The following is a 14,144-nucleotide window of genomic DNA, read 5'->3' as shown; positions in this document are numbered from 1 at the left end:
TTCCCAAAAGCTAATGGATATAGGTTGTTTGAGGAGAGATTTGTGCGAAGCGATCGCTTTGCATCCATGGTGGAATTTGTTGGGGCGGCATAAACCGCAGTTCGATACTGGTGCGATCGCTTTTCATAGCTTCGGTGACATAGGTTCTATGCAGCGTTCCATTGAGGAAAATTAACATATCGCCTCGTTTGAGTTCTGGAGCCCAAAAATCCTGTGGCGCAAAGAGCTTTTCTAACTCGCGATCGTTCAGATATTCGTAGTGCAGCAAGCGATCGCAAGGTTGTTTGATAAATTCCAGACAGGGGCGATCGCCAAAACAATCGACGAGAGGAATCCAACAAATTACCATTGCGGTCATATCTTCACCAATATAGGGAGCACTCGTCAAGAAATCGCTTGTTGGGAAAGTAACGCCCAAAGCACCATCCTGATGCCATTGGTTCGGCAGATGCAAGGCATGATAGTTAACGGGCGCATATTGTTTTGTCACTCTGGACTTGGTGAGATTGCAGACAACTTCGCGTCCTAAAATTTCCTCAAGCAGCACCATCCCTAAAGAGTTCGCAAAAAGATTAAGAATGTCTTCTCTCGGATTGAGGTAATCTGACAAAGCGATCGGGCTGACTGAGGTCGATCTCTCGAGATAGTGATAGGTATTGGGAAGATGCTCTTTAACGCGATCGGCTCCATGTTGGCGAATCAGTTGTTCGATATGCGTAAAAATGCGATCGCTTGCCTCAGCAATAGTTTTCAGCCTTGACTCATCTAATACAGAAGGTAAACGCACTACCCCTTTTTGGTGAAGTTCTATGAAAAGTTTTAACTGCGACTGATTCAAAAATTTATCGGTAATGAATACAAAAGATATTGCAATCCTATTGGATTTGAAAAGTAGGGGCAATTCATGAATTGCCCCTACTTTTCTATAGGTACTGGTTCCATTTAGTGGGAAAAATCGATGAAATACCTTGTGTAGAATACCAAATCAATATCGCTTTGGCTAGCTGTTGGGTTGAGCGAGAACGAAAGCCAACCTACTTTTCTACTCATGGGATTTAACGCTAAACCCTAGTAATCTAAGCTGTTGAGAAATTCAACGATCTCGAGATCGAAGGCTTCTGGTTCGACCAAAAACGCCCAGTGATTGCTAGGCACTTCGCGAATTTGTAAATTGAGACAATAGGTTTTGTAGGGTTGCAGTTGCCATGCCATGCGATTGAGTCCCTGCTGCGGTTTGACAAACAGCGTCGGTACGGCGATCGCTGCGGTCAAGCCATCAATACTGAGAATTGCCTCAAAGATGCGATCGCGGGCGTTTTCAGGAAACTTGCTCTGCCAAGATCCATCCACTTGTTGGGCGATCGTGGCACGAAAGACCTCTTGTTGCAAAGCCGTCCAACCCCGATATTGTTTGAGCGTGCGGGCAATCTGCTCCGCAACCTCATAGCTGGGAAACTTGCCCACCAATTTGAGGAATGGCAAGACGCGATAGAACAAGGGAAATGTAAGCCGCACCCAAGACGGAAAGCGTCCCATAAAGAATGGATCGACCAAAATTAGACTTTTAAAACGGTGAGGCGATCGCTGCGCCCATAGAGCTACCGTCTTTGCACTCCAAGAGTGGGCGAGAATATGCGCACTTTCCCAACCCAATGCCTGCATTAAGGCTTCCAAGTCGTCAATGATGCTATCAAAGGAGTAATCGGCAGGTTTATCACTTTCGCCATGACCGCGCAGATCTGGGGCAACCACACAATAGCGATCGCTGAGTGACTGCCCCAAATGAGACCACACTAAACCACAGTCTGCCATGCCGTGCAAGCACAAGAGTGGTTCGCGCCCCTGTCCCCAAACGAGATAGGACAGGCGTAAATTTGGTAGATCGAGAGTATAGCGATCGGGCTTAGACAAGTTAGAGGAGCATAAAAACTACTCTCTATCAAATCAAATTAGTTGGCGCTATGCAACTTTAAAATTCCAGATTTCAAATTTAAGGAGAATTGCGGAGATAGAAATCTTTTGTTAAAGCGTGATATTCCTCGGTATAGAAATGTTTTGAGACTTCTATCGCGATCGCATCTTCCCTGCGATCGGACGGTCTTTGGCTGAGTTCGAGCAGAACGCGCTTGATCGGACTTTTGGGCGTTGTTTTGACGCAAAGTTTGCGATCGCAGAAAAAATTAAAAGCTTCGGCTTTAGCTTGGAAATTATGGGCTGCCTCGGTTGGGTAAATTACCGCCAACCTACCATCTTGACTGAGTAATCTTGCCGCAGTTCTCAAAAGATCGATGGGCGGGAGGGAATCATTGTGTCTTGCTAGGGTTCTGGAACGCTCGTTTGCTTTAGAGGCATTCTCAAAAAAAGGAGGATTGGAAACAATTAGATCGTAACTTTCCAAACAGGTAAGTTCATAGTCCTGAATCGCACCAAGATGGATGTGGATGCGCTCTGCCCAAGGCGATCGCTGAATATTCTCTCTGGCTTGCTCGTAGGCGATCGCATCAATTTCTATGGCATCAATCCGTGCTGGCGATCGCTGAGCCAACATCAGCGCAAGTAAACCCGTTCCCGTGCCAATGTCTAGAATTCGCCTAGTGGATGTGGTATCTACCCATGCCCCCAGCAATATGCCATCCGTGCCAACCTTCATCGCACATCGATCTTGAAAGATTGAGAACTGTTGAAAATGGAAGTAGGGACTGGGCATTTCGTGTGCTTCTTGAACTACCGAAAAAGTTCTAATATCATCTCGACAGGATAGCGCACCCCTCGAATGCAGGGCTTTCCATGACATATGTTCCAATCAATTGTGATGCGTTGCAACAACATGCTAGATTTACCTATATCTAAGAATCAGTATAACGCAATAGTCAGTTGTCTTCAAAAACGTTCAATCTTACAACCCAATCCATGTAGGGGCAAAGCATTCCCACAGGAATTTATGGATTTTCGGGTTCACTTATGTATGGGAATGCTTTGCCCAAAACCTCACAGCGCAGCCACAATTTATCAATGGAAAGAGGGTGTTGCATTTGCAGCGTGAGATATCTGTGATGAATTTAGGAATGATGGCGCAAATGCAACACCCCTACAAGCCAGGTTCTTTTGGGGGCGGGGGAAAGCGTTTACCTATTGCAACACAATCTGTACCTTTGGGGTAAGGTACTACCCTAGGAGTTCTTTCACTTGCGGATGAAATATCACAGTAGACAATGTCATAGTCTTGAGGGTTTTGGATAGTTGAAAGATTTTGCATAGCTGAAGATATTCGGATATTCCCTACTAAGAACACAAGGATAATCAGTACGAAAACATTAAGCAGTGCTGTAAAGATTTCTCGCATAGTGGTTTACATTGGTGGTTGATTTGAACTGAGCGTAAAACTGAAAGTTACAGGCAGATCCCATTCTCTATATTCAAACCACTTAGGTAGATTCTGCATCTGAATCGTCATCTTTTGCCCGTTATCAATAACTTGATAGTCATATTTGATGGTTTTGCAGATAGTTGAATTATCAACATTTTGAATTGCTGACGGAAACGTGCCTGTCTTGGCAGCCGATGCTTTGGCTAACAAAATTTTCTGCGTAAACTCCCACTCAATAAGTTTTCTATATGGTCTAATCCATTGTCCAAAATAGGATTCCTGCGATCGTCCTGAAACATTCCACCATGCAAAAGCTGCTTTTGTCTCTTCCTGTAATGTTTTAGCGTCAAAAAAGCAAATATCTTGTTTTTGGAGTTTTGCTAACATCTGCATATTTGTTGCCCAGTAATCAATTCCCGCAAGCTTGAAATAGGGAAGTTGGAACGGTAGTAAGACTTGTTCGAGTAATGTTAAATCTCGTTTTTTGATTTCGTATTTAGTGAACTGGCTGAATTCACTCGAAGGAACCTGTTTACCCCGCGCTAAGAAGAGGATCTCCAATTCTAAGGCAGATAAAAAAGATTTTGGATAATCTTGTGGTTTAACTAGCTGCTGAACTTCAAAAGGTAAACTTGTTTTACGAAGGAATGCCAAAAGATCCGAAAATAAAATTTGGGCAACAAGTTGAGAAATAAGTGAAGGCTGCTCTTGTAAGGCAAGATTGAGGTTCCAAGAAGCTCTCAGAATATCAAGCACTTTTTGAGTTTGCCCAGATTGATATTGTTGAAGAGCCTCAACTAAAAGAACTCTTTGGAGCCCTGCATGAAATAAAAAACTTGCGTTAGAGTAGCCTAAGGGATCTGTGAAAGCTTTCGATAAGTCGGAATTCTCAAGTTTTGGTGGTTCCTGTTTGAGGAGTGTAACGATCTCGTTGACGGTAATAGATTTGGAATTCAGATATCTTTTTAGATCTTCTGGTAAGGGGTTTACAAAGTTGTCAGTAGTTCTTAAATGTTCCAAATAATCTCCCAGACTACTAGGGATTTTGTCTTTAATCTCTAACTTACTATAAAGCTTCCTTAATGCGATCGCAGAAGCATTCGCTTCACGTTTGGGATATCTTTGAATGTAATCTGCCTGAGCTTTTAGCATGGGTTGTTCGAGGTAAGCTACCAGCAAGTTCCCAATAGTAAGCCAGACGATCAGAATACTAACAATCAGACCGTTTGCAATTAGCAAAAATCGTGCTTGCTTTTTTTGCTTGGTTCTATCTTTGATAATATCGATTGCACTCATGTTTTTAGCCTCGCTCATGATGGATTTCAGAAAAATGCTCTAGCAACAAACGGTGAACAAAAACATAACCACCACCAATTTTTTGCAGTAAAATCGCGTCAGTCGCGTAGTTGAGGAACTTTGCGTAATTCCAAGGGATCTTGCCACTAAAAAATAGTAAAACGCGCAAAATAAAATGTTTTGTCCAAATTGCACCTCCAACAAACTGAGCCACAAATAGAACGACGCCAGATACAAACACTGCCACAAGTACTAGCGCTAAAGTTGAAAACACAGTAACAGTAATTTCTTGATCTGCCTCTATAGCAGGAACAATGTAATTAGAGAGAACATAAAGTATTGTAATAATTAGAACTAAGATCAAACCTCTTTTGAAAGGTTTTAGCATCCCTTCATTGGGAGTAGTCGTGACTGAGATTGCCTCCCCACGATATCCACCAACATACCCCCAAGCTAAGGCACATAAAGGTTGTGCAACTAAAGCAAATACTAAGCTACTAGTTAATCCAAAAAACATCATCAAGATGAACTGGTCGAAATTATCAAGAGGTAACATCTCACTAAGATTTGAAGTATATCTATCTCCACCAGGAATAGGAATTGACCTTAATCTGTTTTCATCACTATTTGCCGACCAAAAACCATAAATCAAACCATAGATCGTTCCTAGGACTAGTCCCCAAGCCATTCCTTTCCTAGCGCTTTCCTTAGCATCTTGCCAAGACCATCTCCGCTTCGCTATAGGGGTTATTGGGGATATAAGCATTGCCCAAAGTATGTTACTTATAAGCCCAGTCCCAATCATAAAAACAGCGAGAGATAATGCTACTTCGATAATAGTGAGTCTTGTTAAATTAACGTTTGACATGAAATAAGCAACCCAAAAGGGACTGGCAATCAAGCCAAACTGGAGGTTATTGAACTTGTCATTATTAATAAACTGTCGAACTGCCACAAAGACTAGTCCTGATGCTATTCCTGAGATCGTAAAGTTACTTCCCCTTTCAAACGAAATAGGATTTCCATACGACACCTGCATAAATTCCCCAATGCGAGTTGTAAATAAAGTGGTCATTCCAGCGTTTGTGAATGCAGAGATTGCAAGCGGGAAAACCGTAAAACAGACGATAAACGCAAGTAGCGATATCCACCATCGGAAGTTCCCTCGCATCAGTCCGTAGGTTAACCCCAAAAGTAGTCCCTCAATCAGAAAGAACCCAGCAGTCATTTCACTAATCACAAAAGAAGGCAGAATCACAAAAGCTGCAGCATAGAGAGAAGCTTGAAGGCTATTTTGCAACCAAGAAGGCTGAATCTTTTCAATCAAAAATACAGTCTGCGACTCATTCTTTAATTGCCTAGCCAGAAAACCCAACCATTTCTTTACCTTGCTGGGTGAATACCGCTTATCAGGCCGCCGCCTCAGCATACGGTCAATGTAAGTATCAAACAAATGCTGAACGTGATCTTCAGACAAACTCATTTTGATCAAATCCGTTACCGACATTCCGCGATAAGCGATCGCCATGATATTCGCCATCAAGGGAGTCTTCGCCAACTCCAAAAGTTTCGCATCCGTGGTTAGCATTTCCCGCACACCTTCCAATTCTGTGCCAAGGCGATCAAAATATTCAAATACCTGTGCCTCTTCTAACGGCTGAATGAAAATCGCCCCCTGAAACTGTAAGCGCTGCGCCAAAGCTTCATAGTCCTTCATCCGACTGCACACAACAATTTCTGTCTGCACGTAATCGCCATGATAGCGATTGATCGCCTCCACACAGGCATTGCGGCGTTCCACACTCACCTCGTCCAAACCATCCAACATCGGTAAAATTTGCTGTTCGCTCACCCATGCCTTACCAATCTTTTTAGGAACTTGGTATTTCGTATTCAGTTCCATTACCATCCAGTCCGCTAGACTTTGCTTGTCTTGCCAAGACGAAAGGTTAAATACAATCGGCATGGCTAGATTGCTATCATGCTGTGCCCTTACGATCAGCTCTCGCGTAATTTCTAACAGGGTTGTGGTTTTCCCAGCACCTGGATCGCCCAAAATCAAGAGGGTTCGACCAGTACCTAAGCGATCGAATTGGTTGATTGCTTTTGTGCCAGTGGGTAAAGGCTTTCTGGCTTCCTCAGATGTTGCCCAGTCCATCTGCCATGGATGCGCGATCGCATCCAGTCTCGTTTGCAAACCTAGCTCGATCAGAGCCTTATCGTGAATCGAAGTTTCTAAAACACCCTCAATCCAAAAGTTCCGCACTTTATTCAGCATGATTTGGCGATCGCGATAGCCTTGTTGATTTAGCTGTGGGGCTACTTTTAGTGGTTTCGCTGGAGCATTCTTAGGATCGCGATCGTCCCCATATACGGGAGGAGTTAAAAAAGGAATTAAGACGTTATAGGCAGGAATTGGTTCTTGGATATTCTTGAGTTCCAACTCTCCGAGGTAGGTTACATCTAACTCGAGGCGATTCTTAACGACATCATAGACGGTTTGGGAAATGCAGATACCCCCAACTTCAGCTTTTGCCTGAAGGCGAGCCGCAATGTTTACACCATTGCCCATAACATCGGTTTCGTTAAAAAATACATCCCCCAAGTGGATTCCAATGCGATGGGCTAGCACCTCCTTTGTAGGCGAGGTCGTAGCTGCCTTGGCAAATTCAGTTTGAATTTCACGAGCGCAATCAACGGCTTGGACAGCACTGGCAAAATACATCAGCAAGCCGTCACCTGTGGTTTTCAGGACTTTACCCGCAAACTTCTGACACAGGTCGGTCATTTGCCGAAAGTCTCGTTCTACCAAACTCAGGGTATGTACTTCGTCTTGCCCCATGCGGGCGCTAAATCCAACGATGTCACTAAACGAGATCGCGGCTAGCGTGCGCTGTCCTCGTGACTGCAAAGGAGGTATATCCATAGTACTGGTTGCTCTCGTACTGGTGCCAATTTGAATATCTTACCTTCCCTTACCTTGTCAGGTGAGAGATATCACCGCTCAAACGTGATCTCAAAAGAAAACCTCAATCAGTCAGGTATTCTAATGGCTTGCTCGTAAGCGATCGCGAAGGAGCCAATGAAGGGCATAATCAAGAATGCATAGACAAAGCAGGCACAGGACATATTCACGCTTATGAATGTGCATAGCAATCCCATTTTTGTCTAGTTCTGTTTAACCTGAGTTGCAACAACAAACTATTGTAATGAACGATCGCATTGATGCTCGACAATATGCGCCCGCGACGCAGCGCAACCGCGACGCAATTTTAGCCGTACTTTTGGAAGTACTACCATCCACAGGAACTGTGCTAGAAATATCTAGCGGCACAGGAGAACATGCCGTATTTTTTGCACCACACCTGCATCCTCGCAATTGGATACCCTCCGATCCCAACCCGATCGCAAGAGAAAGCATCGCTTCATGGCAGCGATATTCTCCTTCTGAGAATTTGCATTCTCCCTTGGATTTAGATGTCACTGATTCAGGATGGAGTTTAGATCGGAACCTTCTAGAGAGATCGCTTCAAGCGATCGTGAATATCAATATGATTCACATTGCGCCCTGGTCAGCTTGTTTGGGATTAATGTCGGGAGCGGGGAAAATTTTACCTGCTGGTGGAATTCTGTATCTCTATGGGCCCTTTAAACAAGGCGGGAAACACACTGCACCCAGCAATGCCGAGTTCGATCGCAGTCTGCGTTTTCAAAATCCCGATTGGGGAGTTCGCGATTTAGAAGAAGTAACCTCCGCTGCCAAAGCGGAAGGGCTCTCGTTGCTCAAAGTATTTCCCATGCCTGCGAACAATCTCTCCGTGGTTTTTCAAGCTTCGGGTTAACTTCTAATCATTACCACTTCAAGTATTGATAGGGATTTCAGAAGTTGAGGAAGATCCCATTGTTTTACTTTCAGCAGTATCCTAGAGAGTGGAAAAGTCGAGAAAAGAGTTTATAGCTATGAGACGCGAGACATGTACAAAGTCGTTGTAGAAGCCTTTGGTGGCAGCGATCGCCTGCAAATTATCGAGCAACCAGATCCCAACCCCGATCCGCAACAAGTCATCATCAAACTCACCAGCATTGGCATGAACCAAGCCGATCTAATGGCGCGACGTGGAGAATATAAACTGATTTCGGGCAATCCCCCCTTCACCCCTGGCATTGAAGGCGGCGGCTATATTGTTGCAGTTGGAGAACAAGTCACCGATCGCTTTGTCGGACAGCGCGTTATTTTGAGCCTCGATGCCCCTTCGGCAAATGGAATTGGGCGAGGTACTTATCAATCCCATTTTGCGACCACCGCAAATCGGACGATTCCCGTACCTGATGGAGTTCCTGACGAATTGCTCGGAGCCCTATGGCTTGCCTATCTAACCGCTTGGGGTTGTCTCATTTGGCAGCAACAACTACAAGCAGGGCAAACGGTGCTGCTTCCCGCTGCCAGTAGCAGTGTGGCGATCGCAGCCTCTCAAGTAGTCAAATACTATGGTGGCATCGCGATCGGCACAACCACTAGCCCTAGCAAAGTCGAAGCCTTGCAAGCCATGCCAGAAGCAAAGTACGACCATCTGGTGGTAACCCGCGATCGCGACTGGTGGCGAGATATTAAACGGCTGACCGGTGGCAAAGGCGTTAACATCATCTTCGATCCCGTGGCTGCGGGGGCATTTCTCAACCAAGAAATTCGCATATTGGCAAATCATGGCACGCTCTGGGTTTATGGCTTACTAGGCAAACCCGATGTTGTCGATGTCACCCCGCTCATTCGCAAATCTGCGGCGATTCGAGGTTGGCTTTTGAATGTCATGTCTGGTTCAGAGCAAGAGTATCCTGGCTATCAACATATCCTTGAGGCGATCGCTAACGGCACCTACCAGCTACCCATTGCAGGTAAGTTCTCTTTGAGAGATGTCCGCCAAGCACAGGATGTCATGGAGCAAGGTCAACATATTGGCAAACTCATACTGATTCCGTAATTGGCGATTAGCTGTTGGCTACGCTCAGCCGGAGTCAAACACTTTAGAATCTTTCATATTGCTCAATTTCCCATACTTTGAGAAAATATGTTTTCTGTACAAATTTAGTGAAAGTAATCTGTAAATAAATATCGAATGCCAAATGCTTATGTGCTGGGGTTGGGACAATCGGGGCTGTCTGCCTCGCGCTTACTAAAAGCAAAGGGGTGGCAGGTAACCGCAAGCGATCGCGCCTCAAGTCCTAGCCTAGAAAAACATAAAATTCAGCTTGAAGCAGAAGGCATCACCGTTGAGCTAGGGAGTTTCCCAAACTTCGATCGACAAAATCAACTTCAACAACCTACACATCTGATTGTTGTTAGCCCTGGAGTTCCTTGGGATCATCCCACCTTGATTAGAGCCAGAGAGCTAGGCATTGAGACCATTGGTGAAATCGAACTCGCGTGGCGCTATCTCAGTCACATACCATGGGTAGGCATCACGGGTACAAACGGGAAAACCACCACCACAGCCCTCACCGCAGCTATTTTTCAAGCCGCAGGGCTAAATGCCGTTGCCTGTGGCAATATTGGCATTCCCGCCTGCGAGATTGCGCTCAACACAGCCAATCCCCCCGACTGGATTATTGCCGAACTCAGCAGCTATCAGATTGAGTCAGCACAAAGCGTCAAACCTCGCATTGGTATCTGGACAACCTTCACGCCAGACCATCTCAATCGTCATTACACCTTAGAAGCCTATCGAGATGTTAAAGCCCATCTCATGCATCAGTCTAGCCAAGCGATCTTGAATGGAGACGACGCTTATCTTGCCAAGCATGGGGACGCAATCCTAGCAAATTCGCAGAAAATCTGGATATCCTGTGCAGATGCCACACCAGAAGTCATGGCCAATGGGGCATATATACAGAACGATACCGTTTTATTTGCAGGCGAAGTTGTTTTACCCCTTGAGAAGTTACAACTATTAGGCATACATAACCAGCAAAATCTACTGATGTCTGTGGCAGCAGCAAAACTAGCAGGCATCGACTCTAAACATATTGAAGAAGCTGTAGCAAAATTTAAGGGTGTGCCTCACCGCTTGGAATATATCTGTAACTACAAAGGCATTCATTTCATTAACGATAGTAAAGCCACCAACTACGATGCCGCCGAGGTAGGTCTACGTTCCGTCAAATCACCCACGATCTTGATTGCAGGCGGTCAGCCCAAACAGGGAGATGCACGTAGCTGGTTAGAGATGATTCGGCTCAAAGCGATCGCAGTTTTATTAATTGGTGAAGCAGCTCCAGCCTTTGCCAAAATGCTAGAGGGTATTCAATATCATAATTATGAAATTGTAGAAACTCTCGAAGTTGCCGTGCCTAGAGCCGTCGCGATCGCCCAATCAAAGCTTTATGAGAATGGCAGTGAGAGCCAACCCACTTCAGTTTTGTTTTCCCCTGCTTGCGCCAGTTTCGACCAGTTTGCTAATTTCGAACAACGCGGCGATCGCTTCCGCAATCTATGCCTTCAGTTATAAAATTAGTTTTCTTACAAAGGGCATAACTTTTAGGAAACATCCGCAATTCCTAAAGAATTCCGAAAATTGCCGTAAAACTTCCGTATGTTTGGTTATCTAAAGATATGATTTGGGGTTATCATTTCCCCAACAACTCTTCTTTGGTCTCTCAACCTCAACCTATGGTCAACCCACCCGCCAGAAGTAACTCCACCGCACAAACCCTCAAGTTTAGAACACTTTTGGTGTGGGGTATTTTGGTGTTGGCATCCCTAGGCTTAATTGCAAGGTTAATCTTCCTGCAGGTATGGACTTATAACGACCTCAAAGAGAGAGCCGATGGGCAACAAATGCTCCAACTTCGACCTTTTATTGCTCGTCGTTCCATCACAGATCGGCGTGGAATTATCTTAGCGATCGATAAGCCCGAGTACTCGCTTTATGCCTATCCTCCTCAAATTAAGAAGCAGATCGCAGGAATGCTAAAGGTACGACTTCAACAGCTTAAAATTCCTCTTGAAGAGCTTCCCAAAAGAATTGAAGAAGAAATGCCCAAAAAACTTAATGAAGTTGCGGAGAAGCTCTCTTCTATACTCACAAATCGACCAGCTCCAAAGCTTCTAGAGCTATTAAAACAAAATGATACCTCTGTAAAAATTCAGGAATGGGTACCTGCCGAACAAGCCGATCGCATCGTTGACTTAAAAATTAGTAATAAATTATCAGATTCGAGCCTTGATTCTTTAAAAGCTGACACATATAGAATAGACGGCTTAGAAACTATCCAACATCGTCGTCGCTCTTACCCACAACAAGACCTTGTTGCTGAAGTAATCGGTTATGTGAATATCGATCATCGCGGTCAGGCAGGGATTGAGTTAAGCCAAGAAAAGTTACTAGAACCTACAAACAAAAATACAGGAGTAAGCGATCGCGATAAGTTAATTCCCAATAGTATCCCCGCAGGCATGCTTCATGCCGATCAAACCAAATTACAACTAACCATCGACGCACGCATTCAACGCACAGCAAGGCAGGCACTCAAACAACAAATTACTAAGTATGGAGCAAAACGTGGGACAGTCCTAGTAATGGACGTGAGGGATGGTGGATTACTAGCTCTGGTCACCGAGCCCACCTACGATCCAAACCAATTTTTCCAAGCAAAGGTCGAGTTATTCAAAAACTGGGCTGTATCCGATTTATATGAGCCAGGATCGACATTTAAGCCGATCAACGTCGCGATCGCACTAGAAGCAGGAGCCATTCAACCAGATACAGTCTTTTATGACGAAGGAGCACTTACCATCGGCGGATGGCCCGTTGCCAATTTTGATTATGAATCAGCTGGAGGCAATGGTTCCCTTAGCATTAGCCAAATTTTAGAGCGATCGAGTAACGTCGGCATGGTGCATATCATTCAACAGATGAAACCCTCTGTTTACTATGGTTGGCTAGAACGTATCGGATTAGGCGACATCACTGGGATCGATCTACCCGCCGAAACGCCAAGCTCACTCAAGCCTCAGAACTTATTCGTAGAACAGGTGATTGAGCCTGCCACTGCAGCCTTCGGTCAAGGATTTTCACTTACGCCCATACAGCTCTTACAATTACACGGCATGATTGCCAGTCGTGGCAAATTACTGACGCCGCATGTGGTCAAAGGTTTAATCAATGCCGAAGGAGAAGACTTTTCTCAACCCAAGCTACCCTCCCCTCGTCAAATCTTTTCACCTAGTACCATGGTCAAAGTTTTGGAGATGATGACAAACGTAGTCGAAAAAGGCACAGGCAAACCTGCCCGAATTCCTGGCTATCGCTTAGGTGGAAAAACAGGAACAGCTCAAAAAGCATCAGCTACGGGTGGCTACTCTCGCGCCAAGATCACAAGCTTCGTAGGAATTTTTCCATCCAATGAGCCTCGTTATGTCGTCGTCGCTGTGATTGATGAACCTGTTGGTGACGACGCTTTCGGCTCAACCGTAGCAGCTCCAATCGTCAAAGCCGTGATTGAAGACATTATCGTTACAGAAAGCATTCCGCCAACGCATCTATCTGAGATACCTACCAAACTCCCCCCAGTTCAACTACAACCAGAACCTCAACAGCAACCCAAGCCACCCCAGCCTAATCAAAGACCTATTAACTCAAATCCCTAGTCTCAACTCAAGTCATTAATTACTTACAAGCAGAATCAAACATCTTTTGGCTAAAGCTACCAAGTACTTCTTGAGAATTCGGAGCATCATCAAACCCCAGACTCATAGTTGAGGCTACCTCTCCATCTCGGTCATACCTTATGATTTCTAAGATCCGTACGTACTTAGATACACAATCGATCGCCATATAGGTATCCAAAGAGGCAACCCTTCTCTGACTTGAAACAGGTAAAACCGCATAGACCCAAAATCTAGCAAAAGGAAATTGTTTCTTTAGAGAATCAGGATGAATGTAGACTTTTACCCCATTACTATCTTCACCCACAAAGATCATCTTTTTTTGAACTTGCTTTAGTTGCGCGATCGCTGCTGTAGGAAAAGTTAGCAAAAAAGCAGCGATCGCACCTATTAGGTATTTGTTCATAAAACTCCCTAACAACAAGAAAATTAACGGTCGTCAACGAATGCTAAAGAAGAGCACAAGAGCAATTAAAGACATAGCTGAAATGACAATTGTGGCAATCACAAATAACCTATCGTCAGCTTTATAAAAGCTATTTGGCAAAGAACCAGCCAAAACCATTAAAACCACCAAGATTAAGGTAGAAAGAAAAGCTGTCCGATTCATAAGTCACTCCTGCTATTAAATATCCTACTAAACCTATCAGTCATCTTAAACCCCTAAACAGAAAAAGCTCCTGTTCGTTTATAGAACAGGTTTCTTTTCTTAGAATATTAATCTTGGCATCGAGTTATTTTCCCGCAGGGCTACCCCTAAAGTATCTTCACCGTAACAGCGTTTCACCTCTGAGTTCGAGATGGATCAGTGTGGTTCCA

12 protein-coding genes and 1 rRNA gene are annotated in these 14,144 nt (G+C 44.6%); 4 read left to right on the top strand and 9 right to left on the bottom strand.

The window, feature by feature from the left end:
* Positions 1-10: 10 nt before the first annotated feature.
* The 6 genes from ACP2WE_RS11700 to ACP2WE_RS11675 form a co-directional block, all read right to left on the bottom strand.
* The gene (locus ACP2WE_RS11700) at positions 11-787 is read right to left on the bottom strand and encodes a phytanoyl-CoA dioxygenase family protein (protein WP_425215732.1); all 777 of its coding nucleotides are present in this window, start codon (positions 785-787) and stop codon (positions 11-13) included.
* A gap of 281 nt (positions 788-1,068) precedes the next feature.
* Positions 1,069-1,911, bottom strand: a complete 843-nt coding sequence (locus ACP2WE_RS11695; RefSeq protein WP_425215731.1) for an alpha/beta fold hydrolase — start codon at positions 1,909-1,911, stop codon at positions 1,069-1,071.
* A 79-nt stretch (positions 1,912-1,990) separates the two neighbouring features.
* Positions 1,991-2,650 carry a tRNA1(Val) (adenine(37)-N6)-methyltransferase gene (locus ACP2WE_RS11690; RefSeq protein WP_425215852.1) on the bottom strand — a complete coding sequence of 220 codons (660 nt, stop codon included), beginning with the start codon at positions 2,648-2,650 and terminating at the stop codon, positions 1,991-1,993.
* 74 nt (positions 2,651-2,724) lie between these two features.
* Positions 2,725-2,829, bottom strand: coding sequence for a DUF433 domain-containing protein (locus ACP2WE_RS11685; RefSeq protein WP_503473943.1), 105 nt, complete (start codon positions 2,827-2,829; stop codon positions 2,725-2,727).
* A gap of 520 nt (positions 2,830-3,349) precedes the next feature.
* Positions 3,350-4,663 carry a hypothetical protein gene (locus ACP2WE_RS11680; protein ID WP_425215730.1) on the bottom strand — a complete coding sequence of 438 codons (1,314 nt, stop codon included), beginning with the start codon at positions 4,661-4,663 and terminating at the stop codon, positions 3,350-3,352.
* A 4-nt stretch (positions 4,664-4,667) separates the two neighbouring features.
* A complete protein-coding gene (locus ACP2WE_RS11675) occupies positions 4,668-7,589 on the bottom strand; it encodes an adenylate/guanylate cyclase domain-containing protein (RefSeq protein WP_425215729.1) in 2,922 nt (973 codons plus the stop codon).
* A gap of 283 nt (positions 7,590-7,872) precedes the next feature.
* Between ACP2WE_RS11675 and ACP2WE_RS11670 the strand changes: the two genes are divergently transcribed.
* The 4 genes from ACP2WE_RS11670 (at position 7,873) to ACP2WE_RS11655 (ending at position 13,307) form a co-directional block, all read left to right on the top strand.
* Positions 7,873-8,505 (top strand): DUF938 domain-containing protein, encoded by a 633-nt coding sequence (locus ACP2WE_RS11670; protein ID WP_425215728.1) that lies wholly within the window; start codon positions 7,873-7,875, stop codon positions 8,503-8,505.
* 132 nt (positions 8,506-8,637) lie between these two features.
* On the top strand, positions 8,638-9,642 hold the full coding sequence (locus tag ACP2WE_RS11665) for a zinc-dependent alcohol dehydrogenase family protein (RefSeq protein ID WP_425215727.1): 1,005 nt from the start codon (positions 8,638-8,640) through the stop codon (positions 9,640-9,642).
* 135 nt (positions 9,643-9,777) lie between these two features.
* Positions 9,778-11,166 (top strand): UDP-N-acetylmuramoyl-L-alanine--D-glutamate ligase, encoded by a 1,389-nt coding sequence (gene murD, locus ACP2WE_RS11660; RefSeq protein ID WP_425215726.1) that lies wholly within the window; start codon positions 9,778-9,780, stop codon positions 11,164-11,166.
* A 161-nt stretch (positions 11,167-11,327) separates the two neighbouring features.
* Positions 11,328-13,307 (top strand): peptidoglycan D,D-transpeptidase FtsI family protein, encoded by a 1,980-nt coding sequence (locus ACP2WE_RS11655; RefSeq protein WP_425215725.1) that lies wholly within the window; start codon positions 11,328-11,330, stop codon positions 13,305-13,307.
* 19 nt (positions 13,308-13,326) lie between these two features.
* Here the strand turns inward: ACP2WE_RS11655 and ACP2WE_RS11650 are convergent, their stop codons facing one another.
* The 3 genes from ACP2WE_RS11650 to rrf all read right to left on the bottom strand — a co-directional run.
* Complete coding sequence (locus tag ACP2WE_RS11650; protein WP_425215724.1) at positions 13,327-13,731, bottom strand: surface-adhesin E family protein; 405 nt, start codon at positions 13,729-13,731, stop codon at positions 13,327-13,329.
* A gap of 33 nt (positions 13,732-13,764) precedes the next feature.
* Positions 13,765-13,935 (bottom strand): hypothetical protein, encoded by a 171-nt coding sequence (locus ACP2WE_RS11645; RefSeq protein ID WP_425215723.1) that lies wholly within the window; start codon positions 13,933-13,935, stop codon positions 13,765-13,767.
* Positions 13,936-14,046: 111 nt separating this feature from the next.
* Positions 14,047-14,144, bottom strand: a 5S ribosomal RNA gene (gene rrf / locus ACP2WE_RS11640); the annotation flags it as partial.

The sequence above is a fragment of the Tumidithrix helvetica PCC 7403 genome, from assembly GCF_965232925.1.
Taxonomy (GTDB): Bacteria; Cyanobacteriota; Cyanobacteriia; order Pseudanabaenales; family Pseudanabaenaceae; genus Tumidithrix; species Tumidithrix helvetica.
The sequence above is the reverse complement of the archived record's forward strand: the minus strand, read 5'-3'. Positions and strand labels throughout refer to the sequence as shown.

Coding starts and splice junctions, on each gene's coding strand:
- ACP2WE_RS11655 (WP_425215725.1), top strand. CDS start 11,328: ATGGTCAACCCACCCGCCAGAAGTAACTCCACCGCACAAACCCTCAAG.
- ACP2WE_RS11645 (WP_425215723.1), bottom strand. CDS start 13,935: ATGAATCGGACAGCTTTTCTTTCTACCTTAATCTTGGTGGTTTTAATG.
- ACP2WE_RS11690 (WP_425215852.1), bottom strand. CDS start 2,650: ATGAAGGTTGGCACGGATGGCATATTGCTGGGGGCATGGGTAGATACC.
- ACP2WE_RS11665 (WP_425215727.1), top strand. CDS start 8,638: ATGTACAAAGTCGTTGTAGAAGCCTTTGGTGGCAGCGATCGCCTGCAA.
- ACP2WE_RS11680 (WP_425215730.1), bottom strand. CDS start 4,663: ATGAGTGCAATCGATATTATCAAAGATAGAACCAAGCAAAAAAAGCAA.
- murD (WP_425215726.1), top strand. CDS start 9,778: ATGCCAAATGCTTATGTGCTGGGGTTGGGACAATCGGGGCTGTCTGCC.
- ACP2WE_RS11675 (WP_425215729.1), bottom strand. CDS start 7,589: ATGGATATACCTCCTTTGCAGTCACGAGGACAGCGCACGCTAGCCGCG.
- ACP2WE_RS11650 (WP_425215724.1), bottom strand. CDS start 13,731: ATGAACAAATACCTAATAGGTGCGATCGCTGCTTTTTTGCTAACTTTT.
- ACP2WE_RS11685 (WP_503473943.1), bottom strand. CDS start 2,829: ATGTTGTTGCAACGCATCACAATTGATTGGAACATATGTCATGGAAAG.
- ACP2WE_RS11670 (WP_425215728.1), top strand. CDS start 7,873: ATGAACGATCGCATTGATGCTCGACAATATGCGCCCGCGACGCAGCGC.